Source organism: Streptomyces sp. NPDC056734, from assembly GCF_042790455.1.
GTDB lineage: Bacteria > Actinomycetota > Actinomycetes > Streptomycetales > Streptomycetaceae > Streptomyces.
The window spans coordinates 103,776-120,684 of the sequence record NZ_JBHTZD010000016.1 but is presented as its reverse complement, the minus strand read 5'-3'; the positions used below and the strand labels follow the sequence as shown (position 1 = coordinate 120,684).

At 69.3% G+C, this 16,909-nt stretch carries 16 protein-coding genes; 1 reads left to right on the top strand and 15 read right to left on the bottom strand.

Going from position 1 to position 16,909, the window contains the following annotated elements; all coding sequences use genetic code 11:
- Positions 1-14 precede the first annotated feature (14 nt).
- A complete protein-coding gene (truD, locus tag ACFRFC_RS24485) occupies positions 15-1,088 on the top strand; it encodes a tRNA pseudouridine(13) synthase TruD (protein ID WP_382691362.1) in 1,074 nt (357 codons plus the stop codon).
- Positions 1,089-1,099: 11 nt separating this feature from the next.
- Here the strand turns inward: truD and ACFRFC_RS24480 are convergent, their stop codons facing one another.
- The 15 genes from ACFRFC_RS24480 to ACFRFC_RS24410 form a co-directional block, all read right to left on the bottom strand.
- Complete coding sequence (locus ACFRFC_RS24480) at positions 1,100-1,720, bottom strand: GrpB family protein (RefSeq protein WP_382691360.1); 621 nt, start codon at positions 1,718-1,720, stop codon at positions 1,100-1,102.
- 103 nt (positions 1,721-1,823) lie between these two features.
- Positions 1,824-2,468 (bottom strand): dihydrofolate reductase family protein, encoded by a 645-nt coding sequence (locus ACFRFC_RS24475; RefSeq protein WP_382691358.1) that lies wholly within the window; start codon positions 2,466-2,468, stop codon positions 1,824-1,826.
- Between the two features lie 55 nt (positions 2,469-2,523).
- Positions 2,524-4,176 (bottom strand): bifunctional 3-(3-hydroxy-phenyl)propionate/3-hydroxycinnamic acid hydroxylase, encoded by a 1,653-nt coding sequence (locus tag ACFRFC_RS24470; RefSeq protein WP_382691356.1) that lies wholly within the window; start codon positions 4,174-4,176, stop codon positions 2,524-2,526.
- A 102-nt stretch (positions 4,177-4,278) separates the two neighbouring features.
- Positions 4,279-5,037, bottom strand: coding sequence for an ABC transporter ATP-binding protein (locus tag ACFRFC_RS24465; RefSeq protein WP_382691354.1), 759 nt, complete (start codon positions 5,035-5,037; stop codon positions 4,279-4,281).
- Complete coding sequence (locus ACFRFC_RS24460; protein WP_382691352.1) at positions 5,034-6,101, bottom strand: iron chelate uptake ABC transporter family permease subunit; 1,068 nt, start codon at positions 6,099-6,101, stop codon at positions 5,034-5,036. Before ACFRFC_RS24460 ends, ACFRFC_RS24465 begins: the two co-directional genes overlap by 4 nt.
- Positions 6,094-7,056, bottom strand: a complete 963-nt coding sequence (locus ACFRFC_RS24455; protein WP_382691350.1) for an iron chelate uptake ABC transporter family permease subunit — start codon at positions 7,054-7,056, stop codon at positions 6,094-6,096. The genes ACFRFC_RS24460 and ACFRFC_RS24455 overlap by 8 nt, the downstream gene beginning before the upstream one ends.
- Before the next feature lie 67 nt (positions 7,057-7,123).
- The gene (locus ACFRFC_RS24450) at positions 7,124-8,119 is read right to left on the bottom strand and encodes an ABC transporter substrate-binding protein (protein ID WP_382691348.1); all 996 of its coding nucleotides are present in this window, start codon (positions 8,117-8,119) and stop codon (positions 7,124-7,126) included.
- A 349-nt stretch (positions 8,120-8,468) separates the two neighbouring features.
- Positions 8,469-9,071, bottom strand: coding sequence for a TetR/AcrR family transcriptional regulator (locus ACFRFC_RS24445; RefSeq protein ID WP_382691346.1), 603 nt, complete (start codon positions 9,069-9,071; stop codon positions 8,469-8,471).
- A 103-nt stretch (positions 9,072-9,174) separates the two neighbouring features.
- On the bottom strand, positions 9,175-9,996 hold the full coding sequence (locus tag ACFRFC_RS24440; RefSeq protein ID WP_382691344.1) for a hypothetical protein: 822 nt from the start codon (positions 9,994-9,996) through the stop codon (positions 9,175-9,177).
- A 227-nt stretch (positions 9,997-10,223) separates the two neighbouring features.
- The gene (locus ACFRFC_RS24435) at positions 10,224-11,003 is read right to left on the bottom strand and encodes an SDR family NAD(P)-dependent oxidoreductase (protein ID WP_382691342.1); all 780 of its coding nucleotides are present in this window, start codon (positions 11,001-11,003) and stop codon (positions 10,224-10,226) included.
- 109 nt (positions 11,004-11,112) lie between these two features.
- A complete protein-coding gene (locus ACFRFC_RS24430; RefSeq protein WP_382691340.1) occupies positions 11,113-12,642 on the bottom strand; it encodes an MFS transporter in 1,530 nt (509 codons plus the stop codon).
- Positions 12,639-13,727, bottom strand: a complete 1,089-nt coding sequence (locus tag ACFRFC_RS24425; protein ID WP_382691338.1) for an ABC transporter ATP-binding protein — start codon at positions 13,725-13,727, stop codon at positions 12,639-12,641. The genes ACFRFC_RS24430 and ACFRFC_RS24425 overlap by 4 nt, the downstream gene beginning before the upstream one ends.
- Complete coding sequence (locus ACFRFC_RS24420; RefSeq protein WP_382691336.1) at positions 13,724-14,869, bottom strand: ABC transporter ATP-binding protein; 1,146 nt, start codon at positions 14,867-14,869, stop codon at positions 13,724-13,726. The genes ACFRFC_RS24425 and ACFRFC_RS24420 overlap by 4 nt, the downstream gene beginning before the upstream one ends.
- A complete protein-coding gene (locus tag ACFRFC_RS24415) occupies positions 14,866-15,930 on the bottom strand; it encodes an ABC transporter permease (protein ID WP_382691334.1) in 1,065 nt (354 codons plus the stop codon). Before ACFRFC_RS24415 ends, ACFRFC_RS24420 begins: the two co-directional genes overlap by 4 nt.
- Positions 15,923-16,870: an ABC transporter permease gene (locus ACFRFC_RS24410; protein ID WP_382691332.1), complete on the bottom strand. Its 948-nt coding sequence runs from the start codon at positions 16,868-16,870 to the stop codon at positions 15,923-15,925. Before ACFRFC_RS24410 ends, ACFRFC_RS24415 begins: the two co-directional genes overlap by 8 nt.
- Positions 16,871-16,909 lie beyond the last annotated feature (39 nt).

Here is a 16,909-nt window from a genome sequence, read left to right as displayed (position 1 = left end):
GAATCGGAGCAGCCGTGGAAACCCCCATACTCAAGGCGCACCACACCGACTTCGTGGTCCAGGAGACCATGGTCCTGCCCCTCCAGGACGACCTGGACGGCACGGGCACCACCCAGTACCAGTACCTGCGTCTGCGCAAGCGCGGATACACCACCTTCGAGGCGGTGGAACGCATAGCCTCCGTGTGCGGTGTCCCCGCCTCCGACCTGTCGACGGCGGGACTCAAGGACGAGGACGCCGTCACCGAGCAGCACCTAGCCTGCCGGGGCGGACTGCGCCCCGAGGCGATCAGCGAGTTCAACAGGGTGCACGCCACGGGTGAACGGGCCATGACGCTCACCGTCCACGGACACGGCCATCTCGCCCTGACCGCAGGGCACTTGGAGGGAAACGCGTTCAGGATCACGGTCCGCGGGCTGAGTGCCGGATTCGCCGCCACGCTGTCCGCCCTCGGCGAGCGAGCCGAGAACCTGTTCTTCGTCAACTACTACGACGTTCAGCGCTTCGGTGTGGCGGGCGGCCCCAAGACCACGCACCGGATCGGCGGGGCGCTGCTCGAAGAGGACCACGCGACGGCTCTCGCCCTGGTCCGGGAGTCCAGGTCCCCGGAGGAGGACCGCGCCCGGCGGTTCACCGGACCGGCGGCGGAGTTCTTCGACCGCATCGACCCCAGGGTCCGGGCCTTCTACCTGTGCGCACACGCCTCGCAGCTCTGGAACGCCCAGCTGGCGGCCCTCCTGGCGAAGGTGAGCCGCCACCCCCTGGACGAGACACTCCGGGAGGGCATCCCGTACGTCTTCACGACCCATGACGATGACGTCCTGGCCCTGCTGCGGAGGGCGACCTCCCTCCCGTACGACCGTTACCGGTGGTCACAGGGGGCGATCCGCCGGACGCAGGGGCTGCGCCGGACGGTCGTGCAGAGCCGGGTCCGGGTGGACCGCACCGGCCAGGACGGTGACTCGCCGGGGCGGTACGCCTGTGAGATCGCGCTGTTCCTGCCGCCCGGGTGCTACGCCACGAACGCGGTGTCGCAGTGGGTCACCCGGATCGCGCGCGCGGACGCGCCCGGGGCCACGGACGCGTAGCGGCGGCGCTGTCAGGTGTGCCGGGCGGGGGTGCGGGGGGTCATTGTGTCGGCCGCCCGCCAGCCCGTGGCCCGCGCCCAGGGTTCGGCGACGGCGACCACGAGATCGACGACGGGGTCCTTGACATCGGCGTAGGTGGCGAGGTCCGGCACGGATCGGGCCAGCACCCGCTTGAAGGCCGCGTACGCCGGAACCGCGTCCGGGTGGGCCCGCAGCCAGTCACGGAAGAGGAGGGCGAGCCGTTCGTTGGGCGAACCGGCCACCCGCACATGCAGGTTGACGTCCGGCTCCCGGTGGTCGCGCCGGGTCCACAGCCGCTTGGTCCAGCGCGCCGGATCGTCATCGCTGCCGGCCGGCACATGATCCTGCCGGTAGGGCTTGAGCACGAACCCACGATCGGCCAGCGGCCCGGCGAACGCCTCCTGCGCCTCCTGGAGATCACGGACGCTGGCCTGGAGGTCGAAGACGGGTTTCGCGGCCATGCCGGGCACCGCCGTACTGCCGATGTGCTCGACATGCACCACGAGCGGCGTGAGCAGGTCGTACAACTCGGCGGTCAGAGCGCTGCCCCGAACGGTCCAGGCGGGGTCGAAGTCGGCCACTACGAGGTCGGGGGGAATGTCCTTGGGCACCGGGCGAGTCTAGACCGGGAGGGGAGGTGCCTCGCGCAGGCGGCGAGAGGGGAGCGGCCGTCGCCCGGTGACTCCGGCCGCACCTCCCTCCCTCAGGGCGCGGTCACTTGCGCCAGAACAGATGGTGGGTCACGCCGCTCGGGCTGGGGACGACGTCCAGGTGGAAGCGGTCGAGGAGTTCGTCGGGGGATTCCCACAGGCGTACTCCGGAGCCGAGCTTCACCGGCGAGACCGCGATGTGCAGGGTGTCGACCAGGTCGGCGTCGAGGAACTGCCGGATGGTGGTGGCCCCGCCGCCGAGCCGGACGTCCTTGCCGCCCGCCGCCTCCCGGGCCTGGGCGAGGACCGTGGCCGGGTCGGCGTCGACGAAGTGGAACGTGGTGTCGGAGAGGGTGAACGAAGGGCGCGGGTGATGGGTCAGGACGAACACCGGGGTGCGGAAGGGGGGCTCGTCACCCCACCAGCCCTGCCACTCATGGTCCTGCCAGGGCCCGCGCTGGGGGCCGAACTTGTTACGGCCCATGATCTCGGCGCCGATGTCGCGGGCGTAGTCCCGCGTCAGGTAGTCGTCGAGGCCCCGGCTGCCCCCGGGCTCCGTCCGCATGGGCCAGCTCGCCGTGGCCCCGGCCCAGGCGAACAGCCGCCCGGGATCGACATGACCGAACGGCCGCTCCAGGGTCTGATCCTCACCCGCGCCGATGCCATCACTTGAGACATTGAAATTCTGAACCCTCAGCAACTGAGTCATGTGTTCCTCCTGTAGTGACCCGTAACGGTGGTCAGACTCTCACGGACGGGAAAACTCATCGCCACCGGTGAGGTGCGCGTCCGGACAGGACGTGCCGGGTCAGGTGGTGTACGAGGTCGTCCGCCGCGTGCGGGCCGCGGGCGCCGCCGAACAGATGGAAGTCGGGGCGGATCACGACCACCGAGGCGGGCAGCCGGCCGAACCAGGCGGCGTACGCGCCCTCGGGGTCGGTGAGTCCGCCGGGGCCGAAGTGGGCGCTGCGGCCGCCCAGCCGGTGCCAGGCCGTGCGGTGGGCGGGTGAGAGGACGTCCAGCGGGTCTTCGTCCCGGCCCAGCAGGAGGAAGGTCCCGGGGGCGATCACCTCGTCCAGGGGGCCGGTACGGGTCCCCGCGCCGACCCTGGCCTGCAAGCCCAGGCCGCCGCCGATGCCGTCGTCCTGGAGGGTGCCGCCGCGCAGGGTCCAGTTCATCCGCACCTCGTGGACCGGGCCGGCGTTCCCGCCGAGCAGGGCGTCGCGCCGGGCGCATTCCGCGGGGTCGGTCATGCAGATCAGGCGGCCCAGGTGGACGGTGTCCTCGATGATGCGCGCGAGCTGTCCGGCGCGTTCGGCCGAGTAGTCAGCCAGGAGCCGTTCGTCACCCTGGCCCCGGATCAGCAGGGCCAGGCGCCAGGCCAGATTCGCGGCGTCGCGGATGCCGGAGTTCAGCCCCTGGCCGGTGAAGGGCGGCATCTGGTGTGCGGCGTCACCGGCCAGGACGACACGGCCGTGGTTCCACCGGTCGGCCCAGCGGCCCCGGAAGGTGTACCGGGCGTGCCGGACCAGTTCGGCGTTGCCGGGGTGGACTCCGAAAGGCGCCAGCAGTTTCCAGGCGTTCTCGTCGGTGTCGACGGACTCCTGCTCGTCCGTCGGCAGGATCATGAACTCCCAGCGCCGCCGCCCCGGGCCCGCCGGTACGAGGGTGGTCGGTCTGCCCGGTCCCAGTAGCTGGCAGGCGTAGGGCGGCCAGGCCAGCGGGGCGTGCGGGACGACGTCCACGACCAGCCAGTCACGGCTGAAGCCGAGGTCCGTCAGCTCCAGCCCCAGCAGCGCGCGCACGGTGCTGTTGGCGCCGTCGCAGCCGACGGCGTAGGCCGCGCGCAGGGTGCGGGGCACACCGTCCGGCAGGGGGGCGAGGCCCGTGTGCGGCCGGATGCGCGCGCTGACGCGGTCGCCGTCGTCGGTCAGCGCGTCGAGCGTGTGGCCCCGGTACTGGGCGATCCGGGGCTCGGCCCGCACTCGCCGCTCCAGCAGGGTCTCCAGGTCGGGCTGTGAGAAGCCGGACATCCGCGCGTGGCCGGACTCGGACTCCGGCGGGCACGCCGGCTCACCCACGATGAGTCCGGAACCGTCCGCGAAGCTGAACCGCTGGCCGTCCAGGCCCCAGGGTTCGAGCATCGGGTCGAGTTCGGTGCCCAGGCCGAGCTGCCGCAGGATCCGCTGGACGTCATGGCTCATGGTCACCGCGCGCGGCAGCGGGTAGGGCTGCGCCCACCGCTCCACCACACTCACCCGCAGCCCCTGCCGGGCCAGCAGCAGCGCCAGCACCTGGCCGACCGGTCCGGCGCCCGCGATCAGTACATCGGCGTCGGGGTGCGGGCGCCCGCTCGCCGGGTCGGTCGTCGTCTTCTTCGTCTTGGTCTTGGTCTTCGTCGTCGGTTCGTCGCTCATCGGTCAGCCCGGGGTGCCATGCCTGATCGGGGGAAACGCAACCGTACTATCCGGCGGGCGGCGGGGCTGTGTGGCGTTGGCCGTGTCGGCGGTGCCGGCCGATCATTGGTAGTACACGGCGGTCCGCTTCCCGTCGATCTCATGGATCCGGACGGGGGTGTCGAACACCTCGGTGAGTACGTCGGCCCGCATCATGGCGTCGACCGTGTCGGAGGCGGCGACGCGGCCGTCGCGCAGGGCGATGATCCGGTCGGAGTAGGCGGCGGCGAAGTTGATGTCGTGCACGATCAGGACGATGGTCTTGCCGAGTTCGTCGGCTGCGCGGCGCAGTTGGCCCATCATCCGGACGGAGTGCTTCATGTCGAGGTTGTTGAGGGGTTCGTCCAGCAGGAGGTACCGGGTGTCCTGGGCCAGCACCATCGCGACGTAGGCGCGCTGGCGCTGGCCGCCGGAGAGCTGGTCGAGGTAGCGGTGCTGGAGGTCGCCGAGGTGGAGGAAGCCGAGGGCGTCGTCCACGTGGGCCACGCACCGGGGGGTGAGCCGTCCTCGGCTGTGCGGGAAGCGGCCGAAGGAGACCAGCTCTCGTACGGTCACCCGGGCGGTGAAGTGGTTCTCCTGGCGGAGGATGGACAGGGTGCGGGCCACCTCCTGGGACCTGGCCCGGTGGATGTCGAGTCCGTCGACGGTGACGGTACCCGAGGTCGGTTCGGCGAGCCGGCCGATGATGGTCAGCAGGGTGGACTTCCCCGCACCGTTGGGGCCGACGAGCGAGGTGACGCCGCCCGCGGGGATCTGTCCGGAAACAGGGCCGAGCACGGTGTCGTCGCCGTAGCTCTTGCTGATGTCGGTGAACTCGATCACAGGGTGCCCTTCCTGAGGAGATGGATGAGGAAGACCGCCCCGCCGAGGAACTCGATGACGACGGTGAGCATGCCGGAGGCGTAGAAGACGTGCTCCATGACGAACTGTCCGCCCGCCAGGGTGATCAGCCCGATGAGGAACGCCATCGGCAGGACGACGACATGCCGGTGGGTGCCCGCGAGCTGGTAGGCAAGCATCGCGGTGACGAATCCGAAGAAGGTCATGGGTCCCGCGAGCGCGGTGGACATCGCGATGAGCACGGAGATCAGCAGCAGCATCACCATCAGCTCGCGCTTGTGGGCGATGCCCAGGCTGGTGGCGGTGTCCCGGCCGAGCAGCAGGGTGTCGAGCCGGTAGCGGCGGTGCCAGATCACGGCGCCGACGATCAGGCACACCGCGCCGGCCAGGGGCAGGTGCCCGGCTTCGGCGCTGCTGAGCCGTCCGAACAGCCGGGCCGACAGGACGTCGTACTCGGCGGGCGACAGCAGCCGTTGCAGGAAGTCCGACAGACTGCGGAAGGCGAGCCCGAGCACCACCCCGACCAGCAGCAGTACGTGCAGGCTGCCCCGGCGCCCGGAGAACAGCCAGCCGAACAGCAGCATGGTGAAGCCGACCATGAGCAGCGTCTGGGTGAGGAGCTTGGGTGTCCCGTCGGTGACGGCGAGGACGCTGCCGCCGAAGAGGGAGACCAGCAGTGTCTGCATCAGGATGTAGACGGCGTCGAACCCCATGATCGACGGGGTGAGCAGCCGGTTGTGGGTGATGGTCTGGAAGACGACGGTCGCCGCCGCCTGCGCGAACGCGACGACGGCCATGGTGCCGAACGTGGTCAGGCGCCGCTCGAAGGCGAACTCGAAGGAGCCTTCGATGAACAGGAAGAGGAAGGCGCCTATGGAGGCGGCGGCGAGGACGGCGGCCAGGCCGATCCGGACGGCCGCGGGCAGTCCGCGACGGCCACCGGGGGTGGGCACCCGCTTCCCCGCAGCCGGCGGTACGGCACGCGGTTCGTCCCCCGGTGGGGCACTCGGCACCCAGGGCGTCGCCGACAACTGACGCTCAGACATGAACCATCCCTCGCTGACGCAGGATCATCGCCACGAACACGACCGCGCCGACCGCTCCGAGCACCACCGTCGCCGGGATCTCCAGCGGGAAGACGACGAGCCGGCCCACGAGGTCGCAGGCGATCATCAGGGCGACACTGCTGAGCACCACCCAGGGCAGGTTCTTGCGGACGTCGTCGCCGCGCGCCATGGAGACGAGGTTGGGCACGATCAGCCCCAGGAAGGGGATGAACCCTACGACGACGGTGGTCACGCCCGTGGCCAGGGCGACCATGGTGAGTCCGATGAACAGGATGCGCCGGTAGGGCAGTCCTAGGCTGACGGCCGTGTCACGGCCGAGTCCGGCGATGGTGAAGCGGTCGGCCGCGAGGTACAGCCCGATGACGATGGCCCCCACCACCCACAGCGGTTCATAGGTGCCGCGCACCACGGAGCTGAACCCGCCCGAGCGCCAGATGGCGAGCATCTGCAACAGGTTGGTGGAGGAGGCGATGTACAGGGTCACCGCGCTGACCAGCGCACCCAGCATGATGCCCACGATCGGCACGATGACCTGCGACTTGAGCGCGATCCGGCCGAGCACGAACAGGAAGACCAATGCGCCGACGAACGCGAAGGCGCTGGCGGCCCCCATCTTCACCATGGGGGGTGCGGCCGGTGCGAGAAGGGTCAGCAGCAGCACGCCCAGGGCCGCCCACTCGCTGGTGCCGGTGGTGGTCGGCTCGACGAATCGATTCTGGACCAGCATCTGCATGATCACGCCGGAGACCGCCATCGCGGCGGCGGCGAGGATCAGGGCGAGGGTGCGCGGCACCCGGGAGATCAGGAACATCCGCCGGGCCTCGGGGTCGGTGAACAGCGCGTGCAGGTCGATGTCGTAGCCGCCGACGAACAGCGAGACGATGACCAGGGCCAGCACACCGAGGGCGGCGAGCGGCAGGGGAAGTCGGCGCATGGGGCTTCCGGTACGAGGGAGGGCGACGCGGCTCCGCAGCGGGCGGGGCCGCGTCGGCGGTCAGGTGTCAGCCGGCCGCGTTGAACGCGGTGACCACCTGGTTGAAGGCGTCGGTGTACGCCTGGGCGCCCTCGGTCACATAGAAGTCGCTCGCCAGGTAGAGGACCTGGTCCTGCTTGCGGAAGGTCGTCTTGTCCCACGCCTCCATGCCGTCCACGATCTTCTTCGCGGCGATGGCCTCGGAGCCGTCCTCGGTGCCCACGGCCGCGTCCCGGTCCAGCATGATGACCCAGTCGGGGTTTAGCTTGGCGACCGTCTCGGGGGCGAGCCCCGAGTCGTTGTGCACGGAGGTGCTGTCCTCGCCCTCCGCGCTGAGTACGTTCTTCAGGTTCAGCGGCTCGGCGAGCCGGCCGATCCGGCTGGCACCGTTGTCGATCTTTCCGGCGCTGGCGACGGCGAGGAACACGCTCTCGCCCTTGGTGGCCTCGACGGCGTCCTTCTCGGCCTGGTCGAGCGCGCCGACGATGTCCTTGGCCTTGGCCTCCTGGCCGAAGACCTTGCCGAGCGCCTCGGTCTGCGTCTTCAGCGAGTTGACGTAGCCGCCCTCGGCCTCGTCGGACGGGGCGACATCCACGGTCTTGGCGATCTTGGACAGCTTGTCGTGGTGGTCGGTGAAGCGGTAGCCGCCGATGATCAGGTCCGGCTCACTGGCGTTGAGCGCCTCGAACTTGGGCTCGCGGTGCGTGCCGACATCCTGGATCGAAGAATCGTTTCGCCAGTCCTCGAAACCCTCCTTCGGCAGCAGCGCCTTGGGCACCGCGACAGGCTTGACCCCGAACGCCTTGAGCGTCGCGAAGGACGTGTTGTCGAGCGCGGCGACCCGGGCGGGCTTCACGGGGACGTCGAGGTCACCCTTGGCGGTGGCGATGGTGACGGTGCCTTCGCTTCCCGCGTCGGCCGGGTCCGTCTTGTCGTCGGATTCTCCGCAGGCGCTCAGCACCAACCCCGCACACAGGACCGAGCTGGTCACGAGGGTGGTCTTGCGGAAACGGATGGATCGCACGGCGGCTGCTCCTGGGACGGTCGGGGCAGCCGTCAACACATGGTTATCCGGCTGCATGAACGTGTAACCATGCTTAGCCTAACCTAAGTAGCGGCTGAGAATCGTCTGTGGGGTGGCTGTTTGGGTCCCGACCGGCACGAGAGGGGAGCGGCGAGCAAGGCGAAGGAGGCGAGCGGACGCGGACAGCGACGAGACCCCTGGTCCCGGCGGATCCCTGGAGGGATCCCCGACACAGCAGGGGTCTCGTTCCACCACTACCACCACCGGCAGCGGCACCGGCACCGGCACCGGCACCGAAGGCCAGCGATCACATCGTCACGGGCGTGAACAACCCCGCGAAACCTAGGGCCTAGCTCTCGTGGCCCTGGTAGATCAGCTTGATGGCGTCGTCCACGCTCCGGAAGACATCGTTGATCGACGACCGGTTCATGACCCAGCTGCGCAACTGCGTGACCAGCACCGACTCGATGGTCATGATGATCGCTGTGCGGTTCGCGTCGATCGGGCCGTCGAAGGCGAGTTGCAGGGTCTGTGTGTACTGCGAGCCCATGGCCTGGCTGTAGACCTCGGCCGCATAGGTGTCGGTCGTCGTCTCCATCATCATCAGCACCCGGAAGAACTGCGGCTGCACCTGGAACGCGCGAATCGAGCGGTAGAAGATCTCCCGCAGCCGGTCAGCTTCTGTGTCTCCCGCAGGAGCGGACTTTTCCAGCTTCGTCTTGAGTGCCTTCTGCCATTCGACGAAGACGGCGGCGAACAGGTGCTCCTTCGAGGCGAAGTATCGATAGAGCGTGCCCAGCGCGACTCCCGAGTCGCGCGCCACGTCGGAGATCTTGACCTGTTCGTAGTCGCTGCCCGCGAGTGCGCGCAGCGCGGTGCGGATGATTCGGTGCCTGCGTTCGGCTTGGTTCTGCCGTAGCGTTTCCGGCGCCGGAGGCCCTGTGATCTGCAACGCCTTCCCCGACTTCCCTGTCTCGGCCGCTGACTCAATTCTAGAACTAGAGCCTAGCACTTGGGGTCGGTGGCGTCCGGGGAGCGGCGGCCGGAGCGCGCCTTCATCGGTCCGTGGTCGCCAGGTGATCGACCGTCCAGACCGGTGTGCCCGTCAGCGGATCCCGGGGCAGCGGAACCGCGTCGGCCCTCTTGCCGGCGACCTCATCGACCGAAAGGTCCGCGGGCCCGAACATCACATGGGCAACGCCGGGGACGGGCTCCCGCCTCCACAGCTCTGGATGGCCGGGCACGCCGGTCTCGTCGCGGAGCAGCAGTCCGCGTGACGGTCCCCATGACAGCCGCGCCCACCCCAGGCCCTCCTCTACGATGTCGCCACGCAGCACGCCGGCGAAGAGTTCCTTGGCCCGGTCGAGCGATTCGACGCTCAGGCCGATCCAGCTCAGGCCGCGCTGTGGCCCGGCCCGCTCGGGAAAGTCCGCCGGCCGCCTGGCGCCGATCTTCATCCGGTCCATGGCCTCTTCGTCGATCTGTGCGATCTGGATGAGTGTGCCCACTCCGGCCAGCTTCGGGTGCAGAAAGGCTTCCTGCCAGAAGTCCATCGTGGTCCGGCCGCCCAGGATGGAGAGGCCGAGGCCGCCGACCTCCTCCAGTGCCCGATCGAGCGAGGGGACCTTGAAGGTGATGTGGTGCGGACCGCACCCGCTGCGGTCGATGAAGCGGCGCATGAAGCCGTCGACGCTGTCGCCGGGTGAGATGAACTCAAGGTGCATGTCGTCGCGATAGGTCAGCTGGTAGGGCCAGAACTCACCCGCGCCGCCGCCGTGGCTCCACCGTCCGCCCAGTTCCACGGCAAAGCGCGGATACGCGTCGGCCCACCGCTCCACCCCGATGGCGAGGTGGTCGAGCTTGAAGGGTGTGGACATCAGTCACCGCCCCCCGCCGCAGGGCCGCCGGGCGATCGGGACGCGCGCCGAAGCGAAGTGCCGGATCCCTTACTTTTGAATTCTAGTTCAGTCATTGTCACCCATAGCCGGACTCGGCTTCCCCATCCGAAATCAGAGAGCGGATTTACATGAGAGTCACTCAGTTGACCGTGGACGCCATGGACTCGTGACCGACGGCGGCTCGGACCACCGTCGCGCCTGCGGTGTCAGCGCTGACCTGCGGTCACCGGCAGTTCGACGCCCGTGATGCGGGCGGCTCCGGGCCCGGCGAGGAACAGCACCGCGGCGGCGATGTCCTCCGGGGAGACATGGCTGCGCAGCGCGGCCGTCCTCGCGAGCCGGTGGGAGACCTCCTCCACGGACTCTCCGGTGCGCTGGACCACTCCGGCGAACAGGCCGTCGAGGTTGGGCCCGGTCGTATAGCCCGGTGTCACCACATTGACCCGGATGTTGTCCGGCCCCAGTTCCTTCGCCAGGGTCTGCGACGCGGACAGCAGTGCCTCCTTCGTCGAGGTGTAGGACCCCTGGCGAACGGGCCGGCTGTGGGTGCCGAACGTACCGATCTGGATGATCGAGCCGCCCCCGTGCCGCATCATGATCCTCGCGGCCTGGCGGCTGAGTTCGAGGTTGCCGATGACATTCAACTCGAATGCCTTGCGCCATCCGTCCCAGTCCGCGTCGATGATCGGCACATGGGATCCACCGCCGGTCGCGACATTGACCAGGATGTCGAGGCGGCCGAAGCGCTCCTCGGTCTCCGCGATGAGGTCCTTGCAGGACACCAGGTCCCCGAGGTCGGCCTCAAGGGGGATGATCAGCTGTCCGGTCCGATCGGCGAGGTCCGCGGCGAGCAGTTCCAGCCGCTCCACATTGCGTGCCGCCACGACGACATGGGCGCCCGCCTCGGCCAGAGCGAGCGCGGTCGCGCGACCGATGCCCGGCCCCGCTCCCATCACGACGCCGACCTTCTTGTCCAGATCTCCCATTTCCTTGACCCGTTCTCTCCGTGATGGCCTACAGAGTCGTACTCACTGCGATGCGGCCGGACAGTCGCCAGGTGACAGCTGAGTTCGGCGCATCTTTGATGCGATGGATCTACGGTTCTCCGGTCGGGCTCGATCCGTCGCCGGGCTCCGGGGCGGGAGGCCGGGCTCGTCTGCTCGCCAGCCGGCCTCTCCCCATGCCCAGGACGAGCACCGTCAGGGCGAAGGAGAAGATCGCGATGCATGCGGCGCCGAACATCCCCTGCGCATAGCCGTGTGTCAGGGCGGCGTGCCGTACCTGCTCGGTCACCGGGCCGGCACCGGCGGACTTCAGATCGTGGTCGGTCACCATGACCGACACCGTGGCCAGGACTCCGAGACCGACGGCGCCGCCCATGCGCTGACAGGTGCTCTGTACGGCCGAGGCCAGCCCGGCTTCGTCCTCGCTCACGCCGGACACAGCGGTGAGAACGAGCGGCACCATCGCGGTGCCCGATCCGTACCACATCACCAGTTGGGGCAGCAGAATGTCGATGAAGCTCGATTGCGCGTCCATCGTGCTGAGCCAGCCCAGCCCGAGCGCGACCACGAACGACCCACCGGCGATCAGCACATGGGGCGGATACCGGTCGACCAGCCGTGACGCCACTTGCGTCGCGATGATCACCACACCGGCGATGGGCAGGAACGACATACCGGTTTGCAGGGCGCTGAAGCCCAGGACCTCTTGCAGATACAGGCTGACGAAAAAGAACGCGGCGATGCTGCCCGTGCCCAGGAAGAAGCCGACGAGGTAGGCCCCGGCCCGGTTCCGGTCCTTGAAGATACGCAGCGGCATCAGCGCGTGGGGCGTACGTGCCTCCCAGATCACGAAGAAGACCAGCAGCACCGCCCCGCCGATGAGCGACCGTACGACGCCCGCCGCCCCCCAGCCCTGCGACGCGGCGTTCGTCAGGCCGAGGACCACCAGGATCATCCCGGCGGTGACCGCCAGCGCGCCGATCCCGTCGAGCCGCCCACGGCGGTGTCCGCCCTCGTCCAGGGCGCGCGGCGCGAGGTACATGATGAGCAGGCCGAACGGCACGTTGATGAAGAAGATCCAGCGCCAGCTCACCATGTCCACCAGCAGGCCGCCCACGATCTGCCCGATCGCGCCGCCGACCGCCGACATGCCGGCGTAGGCACCCATGGCCTTGTTGCGCGGTTTCCCTTCCGGGAAGGTGGTGATGACCAGGGACAGCGCGGTCGGCGACGCGATCGCGGCGCCGATTCCCTGGAGACCGCGTGCGGCGATCAAGGCCAGGTCGTTGACGGCCAGTCCGGCGAGCAGTGACGCGGCGGTGAACAGCCCGACGCCGATCATGAAGAGTCGCCGCCGGCCGTACAGGTCGCCGATCCGGCCGCCGAACAGCAGGAAGCCGCCGAAGGTGAGGGTGTAGGCGGTGGTGACCCACACCAGGCCGACCGTCGACATGTCCAGGCCGCGCTGGATGGAGGGCAGGGCGACGGTCACCACGGTGCCGTCGAGCACCATCATCAGCTGGGTGACGCAGATGACCAGAAGGGCGATACGGCGCCGGCCGGCCATCCGCCCGTCGTCGGCGTCGGCCGGTGCGTCGACCGTGGGGCAGGAGCCTGTCATCCAGTCGCCCGCGCAAGCGCCGGGGCATCGCCCGCCCCCGCCGTGGCATCCGTGCGCACGAGCTTCTCGCCCGGTTCGAGCGGGTGGTGGCAGGCCACGAAGTGGCCTTCGGTGTCCGTGGAGGGAACCAGCGGCGGCACCTCGGCGCGGCAGATCGCCGTCGCGCGCGGGCAGCGCGTGTGAAAGCGGCATCCGGGCGGTGGGTCGACCGCCGAGGGCAGGTCACCTTCGATCGGTGGCCGCTGTGGCTCCTGGGTCGGGTCGGGCTCGGGCAGGGAGGCGATCAGGGCCGAGGTGTACGGGTGTCGCGGCGTGTCGTAGACGGCGTCGCGGGGTCCGATCTCGCAGATCACACCGAGATACATGACACAGATCCGGTCGGAGACATGCCGGATCACGGACAGGTCATGGGAGATGAACAACAGGGTGAGGTGGTATTTCTCCTTCAGTTCCTCAAGGAGATTCAGGATCTGTGCCTGTACGGAGACATCGAGTGCCGAGACCGCCTCGTCACAGACGATGAAGCTGGGCTCCAGGGCCAGGGCCCGCGCGATCGCGACGCGCTGACACTGGCCGCCGGACAGCTCGTGGGCGCGGCGGTCGCCGAACACCTCCGGGTTGAGGCCGACCGCGTGGAGCAGTTCATCGACCCGCTTCTGGCGCTCGGCCTTGTCCGGGTATCTCTTCCAGATCACGAAGGGCTCGGCGACGACCTCGGAGATCTTGCGCCCGCCGTTCAGCGCGGAGGTCGGGTCCTGGAAGATGATCTGCATCCGGGTGCGCATCCTGCGCAGCTTCGCCTTCGACAGGTTGGCGATGTCGACGTCCTCGAAGGTGATCGTCCCGTGCTCGGGCTGGGGGAGACACACCAGGGCGCGGCCGACCGTCGACTTCCCGCACCCCGACTCACCGACCAGACCGAGGGTCTCGCCCTTCTCGATGGTGAAGGAGATGTCGGAGACGGCCTGGAGGCGTCCGGCCGGAACCTGATAGGTGACCGACAGATCGCGGACATCGACGAGCGCCTCGCCGGTTGGGTCCGCGCTGACGGCCTGGCCGGGTGCTGCTGAGCCGTGGGCGTTCACGTTCCACCTTCCGTAGCTGCCGGGGAGCCGGTGGCGGCACTGACATCGACGGTGCCGCGTTCCTCGCGGGCCCCTGGGATTCCGTCCTCCGCGTGAACCGCCTCGCTCCTCGCGGCGCCGGCCGGCGCGTTGCAGGGGAAGTGGCAGGCCACCGCGTGGCCGACGCCGTCGTCCTCCAGTTCCGGCCGTTCCTCCCGGCAGCGGTCCTGGGCGTACGAGCAGCGCGGCGCGAAGGCGCAGCCCACGGGGAGCCGGCCCAGGTTGGGCGGGGCGCCGGAGATGGCGTTCAGCGGGGTGTGCGGGGTGTGGCTGTAGCGCGGGATCGAGCCGAGAAGGGCCTCGGTGTAGGGGTGCCTCGGTGAAGCGAACAGCGCGCGCGTCGCCGCTGATTCGACGATCCGCCCGGCGTACATCACCTTGACCGCGTCGGTCCGGGTGGCGATGACGCCGAGGTCGTGGCTGACGAGGATCAGGCCCATGGCCCGCTCGTCCCTGATGCGGCCGAGCAGGTCGAGGATCTGGGCGGCCACGGTCACGTCGAGCGCGGTGGTGATCTCGTCGGCGATGAGCAGGCTGGGGTTCGCGGCGAGCGCGAGCGCGATGGTCACCCGCTGGCGGAGCCCGCCGGACAGCTGGTACGGGTACGCCTTGCTGCGTCGCTCCGGGTCAGGAATGCGCACGTCGTGCAGGAGCCGGATCGCCTCTGCCTTCGCCGCGCTCCGGGACATGCCCAGGTGATGGCGGAGCCCGTCGGCGAGTTGCTGTCCGATGCGCCGGGCGGGCGCCAGCGCTGTCATCGGGTTCTGCATGACCATGGCCAGTTCGGAGCCCCACAGCTTCGCGAGGTCCGCGCGGCTCTGGGTGGTCAGCTCCGTGCCCTGGAAGCGGACCGAGCCGGTGTAGGTGGTGTAGCGCCGTGGCAGTACCCCCAGGATCGACCGGCCCAGCACGGTCTTGCCGGAGCCGGTCTCCCCCACCACGCCGATGGTCTCGCCGCGCTGGAGGGTGAAGGTGACCGAGTCGTTCGCCCGGACCAGGCCCTGGGGAGTGGTGAACGTCGTGGACAGATCAGTGACTTCCAGCAGTGGGGCGTCGCTCGACGCGGCGGCCGGGCTGGAAGGAAGCGGAGAAGTGGTTGTCACCCGAGGACCGACTCTCTCGTGTCCGTGGCGGTTCTTGCGCCTTCACCCAGCCTGTTGAAGGCCATCACGGTGATGAACAGGACGATGGACGGGACTATCACGCCCTGGGGGTGCTGCTCCAGGACGTCCTGGGAGTCCGCGATCATGCCGCCCCAGGTGGGAGCCGGTGGCGGCACGCCCAGACCCAGGAAGCTCAGCGACGCTCCGGCGATGATCAGCGCCGCGACGATGACTCCGCTGAACGGGAGGAGCACGCGGGCCACACCGGGCAGCAGTTCGCGCACCATGATGCGCGGGCCTCGGGCGCCGAGTGCCTTCGCGGCCAGCACATGCTCCCGTGCGGCGAGCCGTGCCGCGGTTCCCCGCGACAGACGCACCATCGACGGGACGACGAAGAACGAGAAGGCCAGGAACAGGGTGCCGAAGGTCGGCTTCAGCACCGCGACGAGCGCGAGCAGCAGGACCAGCGGCGGGAAGCTCAGCAGGCTGTCGGTGACGACCCGGACGACCGCGTCGAGGAGTCCGCCGTAGTGCGCCGCGAGGATGCCGATGGACATGCCGACCACCACCCCGATGACGGCGCTGCCGATGCCGAGCACGAGGGAGGACTGGGCTCCGGTGATGATCCGGGAGAGGACGTCGCGCCCATTGCTGTCGGTGCCGAGGACGTACTCGCCGAACAGGTCGGCGGAGATCCAGGACGAGGTGTCGAGGGGAAGGTGGGTCGGGCTCTGCACGGGCAGCAGCGGCGCGGTCACGGCCAGCAGGACGATGAGCACGGTCCAGAGGGCGGCGATCCACAGTCCGGTCTGGAACCGGGGGCCGAAGTACGACTTCGCCGCTCTGTCGGTCCCCCGGAACCAGGCGAACAGGCCCGTAAAGGCGATCAGCCAGCGCGTCCAGGCGGGCAGCTGTGCCGCCGGCAGCACGGCCAGGAACAGTGCCGCCGCGCCTGCGGCCGCGAGGGCCAGGCCGAGCCAGGTCCGGCGGGTCGGGGTGCGCCGGGTGGGTGCGGGCGGCGCCGCGGTGCCGGTGGCGCTCTCGGCCCCGGTTCTAGGCATGTCGCATCCTCGGATCGATCAGGCGGTAGGACAGGTCGACGAACGCGTTGATCACCACGTAGGCGACGGAGATCAGGAGCACGCCGCCCTGGACCAGTGGGTAGTCGCTGTTGACGACCGCGTTGAGCAGCAGATTGCCCATGCCGGGCAGGGCGAAGATGGATTCCACGATCACGGTGCCGCCGAGCAGGGAGCCGAGCGTCACGCCCGAGATGGTCACCAGCGAGACGCACGAGGGGCGCAGGACGTAGCGGAACAGGACCGTTCTGATCGGCAGGCCGCGGAGCCGGGCGAACATCACGAAGTCTTCCTGGAGGGTCTGGACGATCTCCGCCCGGAGCACCCGGGTGAAGTAGGCGATCATGGGCAGGGCCAGGGTGACGGCCGGCAGGGCCGCGTGCCAGATGCTGCGCGCCGGATCGGTGGTGAAGGCCACCCATCCGGTACGGGGGAAGAGGTGCACCTGGAGGGTCAGCAGCAGAGCCAGCAGCAGCGCCAGGACGAAGGACGGTACGGCGAGGGAGCCGATGCTGGTGGCGTTCAGCGTCCGGTCGACCTTTCCGCCGGGGCGGTATCCCGCGTAGACGGCGGTGGGGACGGCGACGAGGAACGCGATGAGCAGTGCCATGGCGGCGAGTTGGAGGGTGACCGGGAGGGCGGTCTCGATCCGCGAGGTGACGGTGCCGTACGGCGCGACGAGGGAGTTCCCGAAGTCGCCCTGGGACGCGTTGCCCATCCAGTGCAGGTACTGGGTCAGCAGGGGCTTGTCCAGGCCCAGTTCGCGATTGATCTGGGCCACGGCCTCGGGGGTGGCGGACGCCCCGAGGATGGCGGCGGCCGGACTGCCCGAGGAGAGTTGCACCAGCATGAAGGTGCCGAAGGACACGAGGAGTACGACGACGATCAGGTGGGGTAGTTGAGCCAGGACCGGCCCGGCCACGGGGATGCGGGTGACGGCCCGTATCCGGTCGCCCGGACC

Excerpts from the sequence above, each read along its gene's own strand:
- ACFRFC_RS24475 (WP_382691358.1), bottom strand. The coding sequence starts at position 2,468 with ATGACTCAGTTGCTGAGGGTTCAGAATTTCAATGTCTCAAGTGATGGC.
- ACFRFC_RS24470 (WP_382691356.1), bottom strand. The coding sequence starts at position 4,176 with ATGAGCGACGAACCGACGACGAAGACCAAGACCAAGACGAAGAAGACG.
- ACFRFC_RS24460 (WP_382691352.1), bottom strand. The coding sequence starts at position 6,101 with ATGTCTGAGCGTCAGTTGTCGGCGACGCCCTGGGTGCCGAGTGCCCCA.
- ACFRFC_RS24455 (WP_382691350.1), bottom strand. The coding sequence starts at position 7,056 with ATGCGCCGACTTCCCCTGCCGCTCGCCGCCCTCGGTGTGCTGGCCCTG.
- ACFRFC_RS24440 (WP_382691344.1), bottom strand. The coding sequence starts at position 9,996 with ATGTCCACACCCTTCAAGCTCGACCACCTCGCCATCGGGGTGGAGCGG.
- ACFRFC_RS24435 (WP_382691342.1), bottom strand. The coding sequence starts at position 11,003 with ATGGGAGATCTGGACAAGAAGGTCGGCGTCGTGATGGGAGCGGGGCCG.
- ACFRFC_RS24430 (WP_382691340.1), bottom strand. The coding sequence starts at position 12,642 with ATGACAGGCTCCTGCCCCACGGTCGACGCACCGGCCGACGCCGACGAC.
- ACFRFC_RS24415 (WP_382691334.1), bottom strand. The coding sequence starts at position 15,930 with ATGCCTAGAACCGGGGCCGAGAGCGCCACCGGCACCGCGGCGCCGCCC.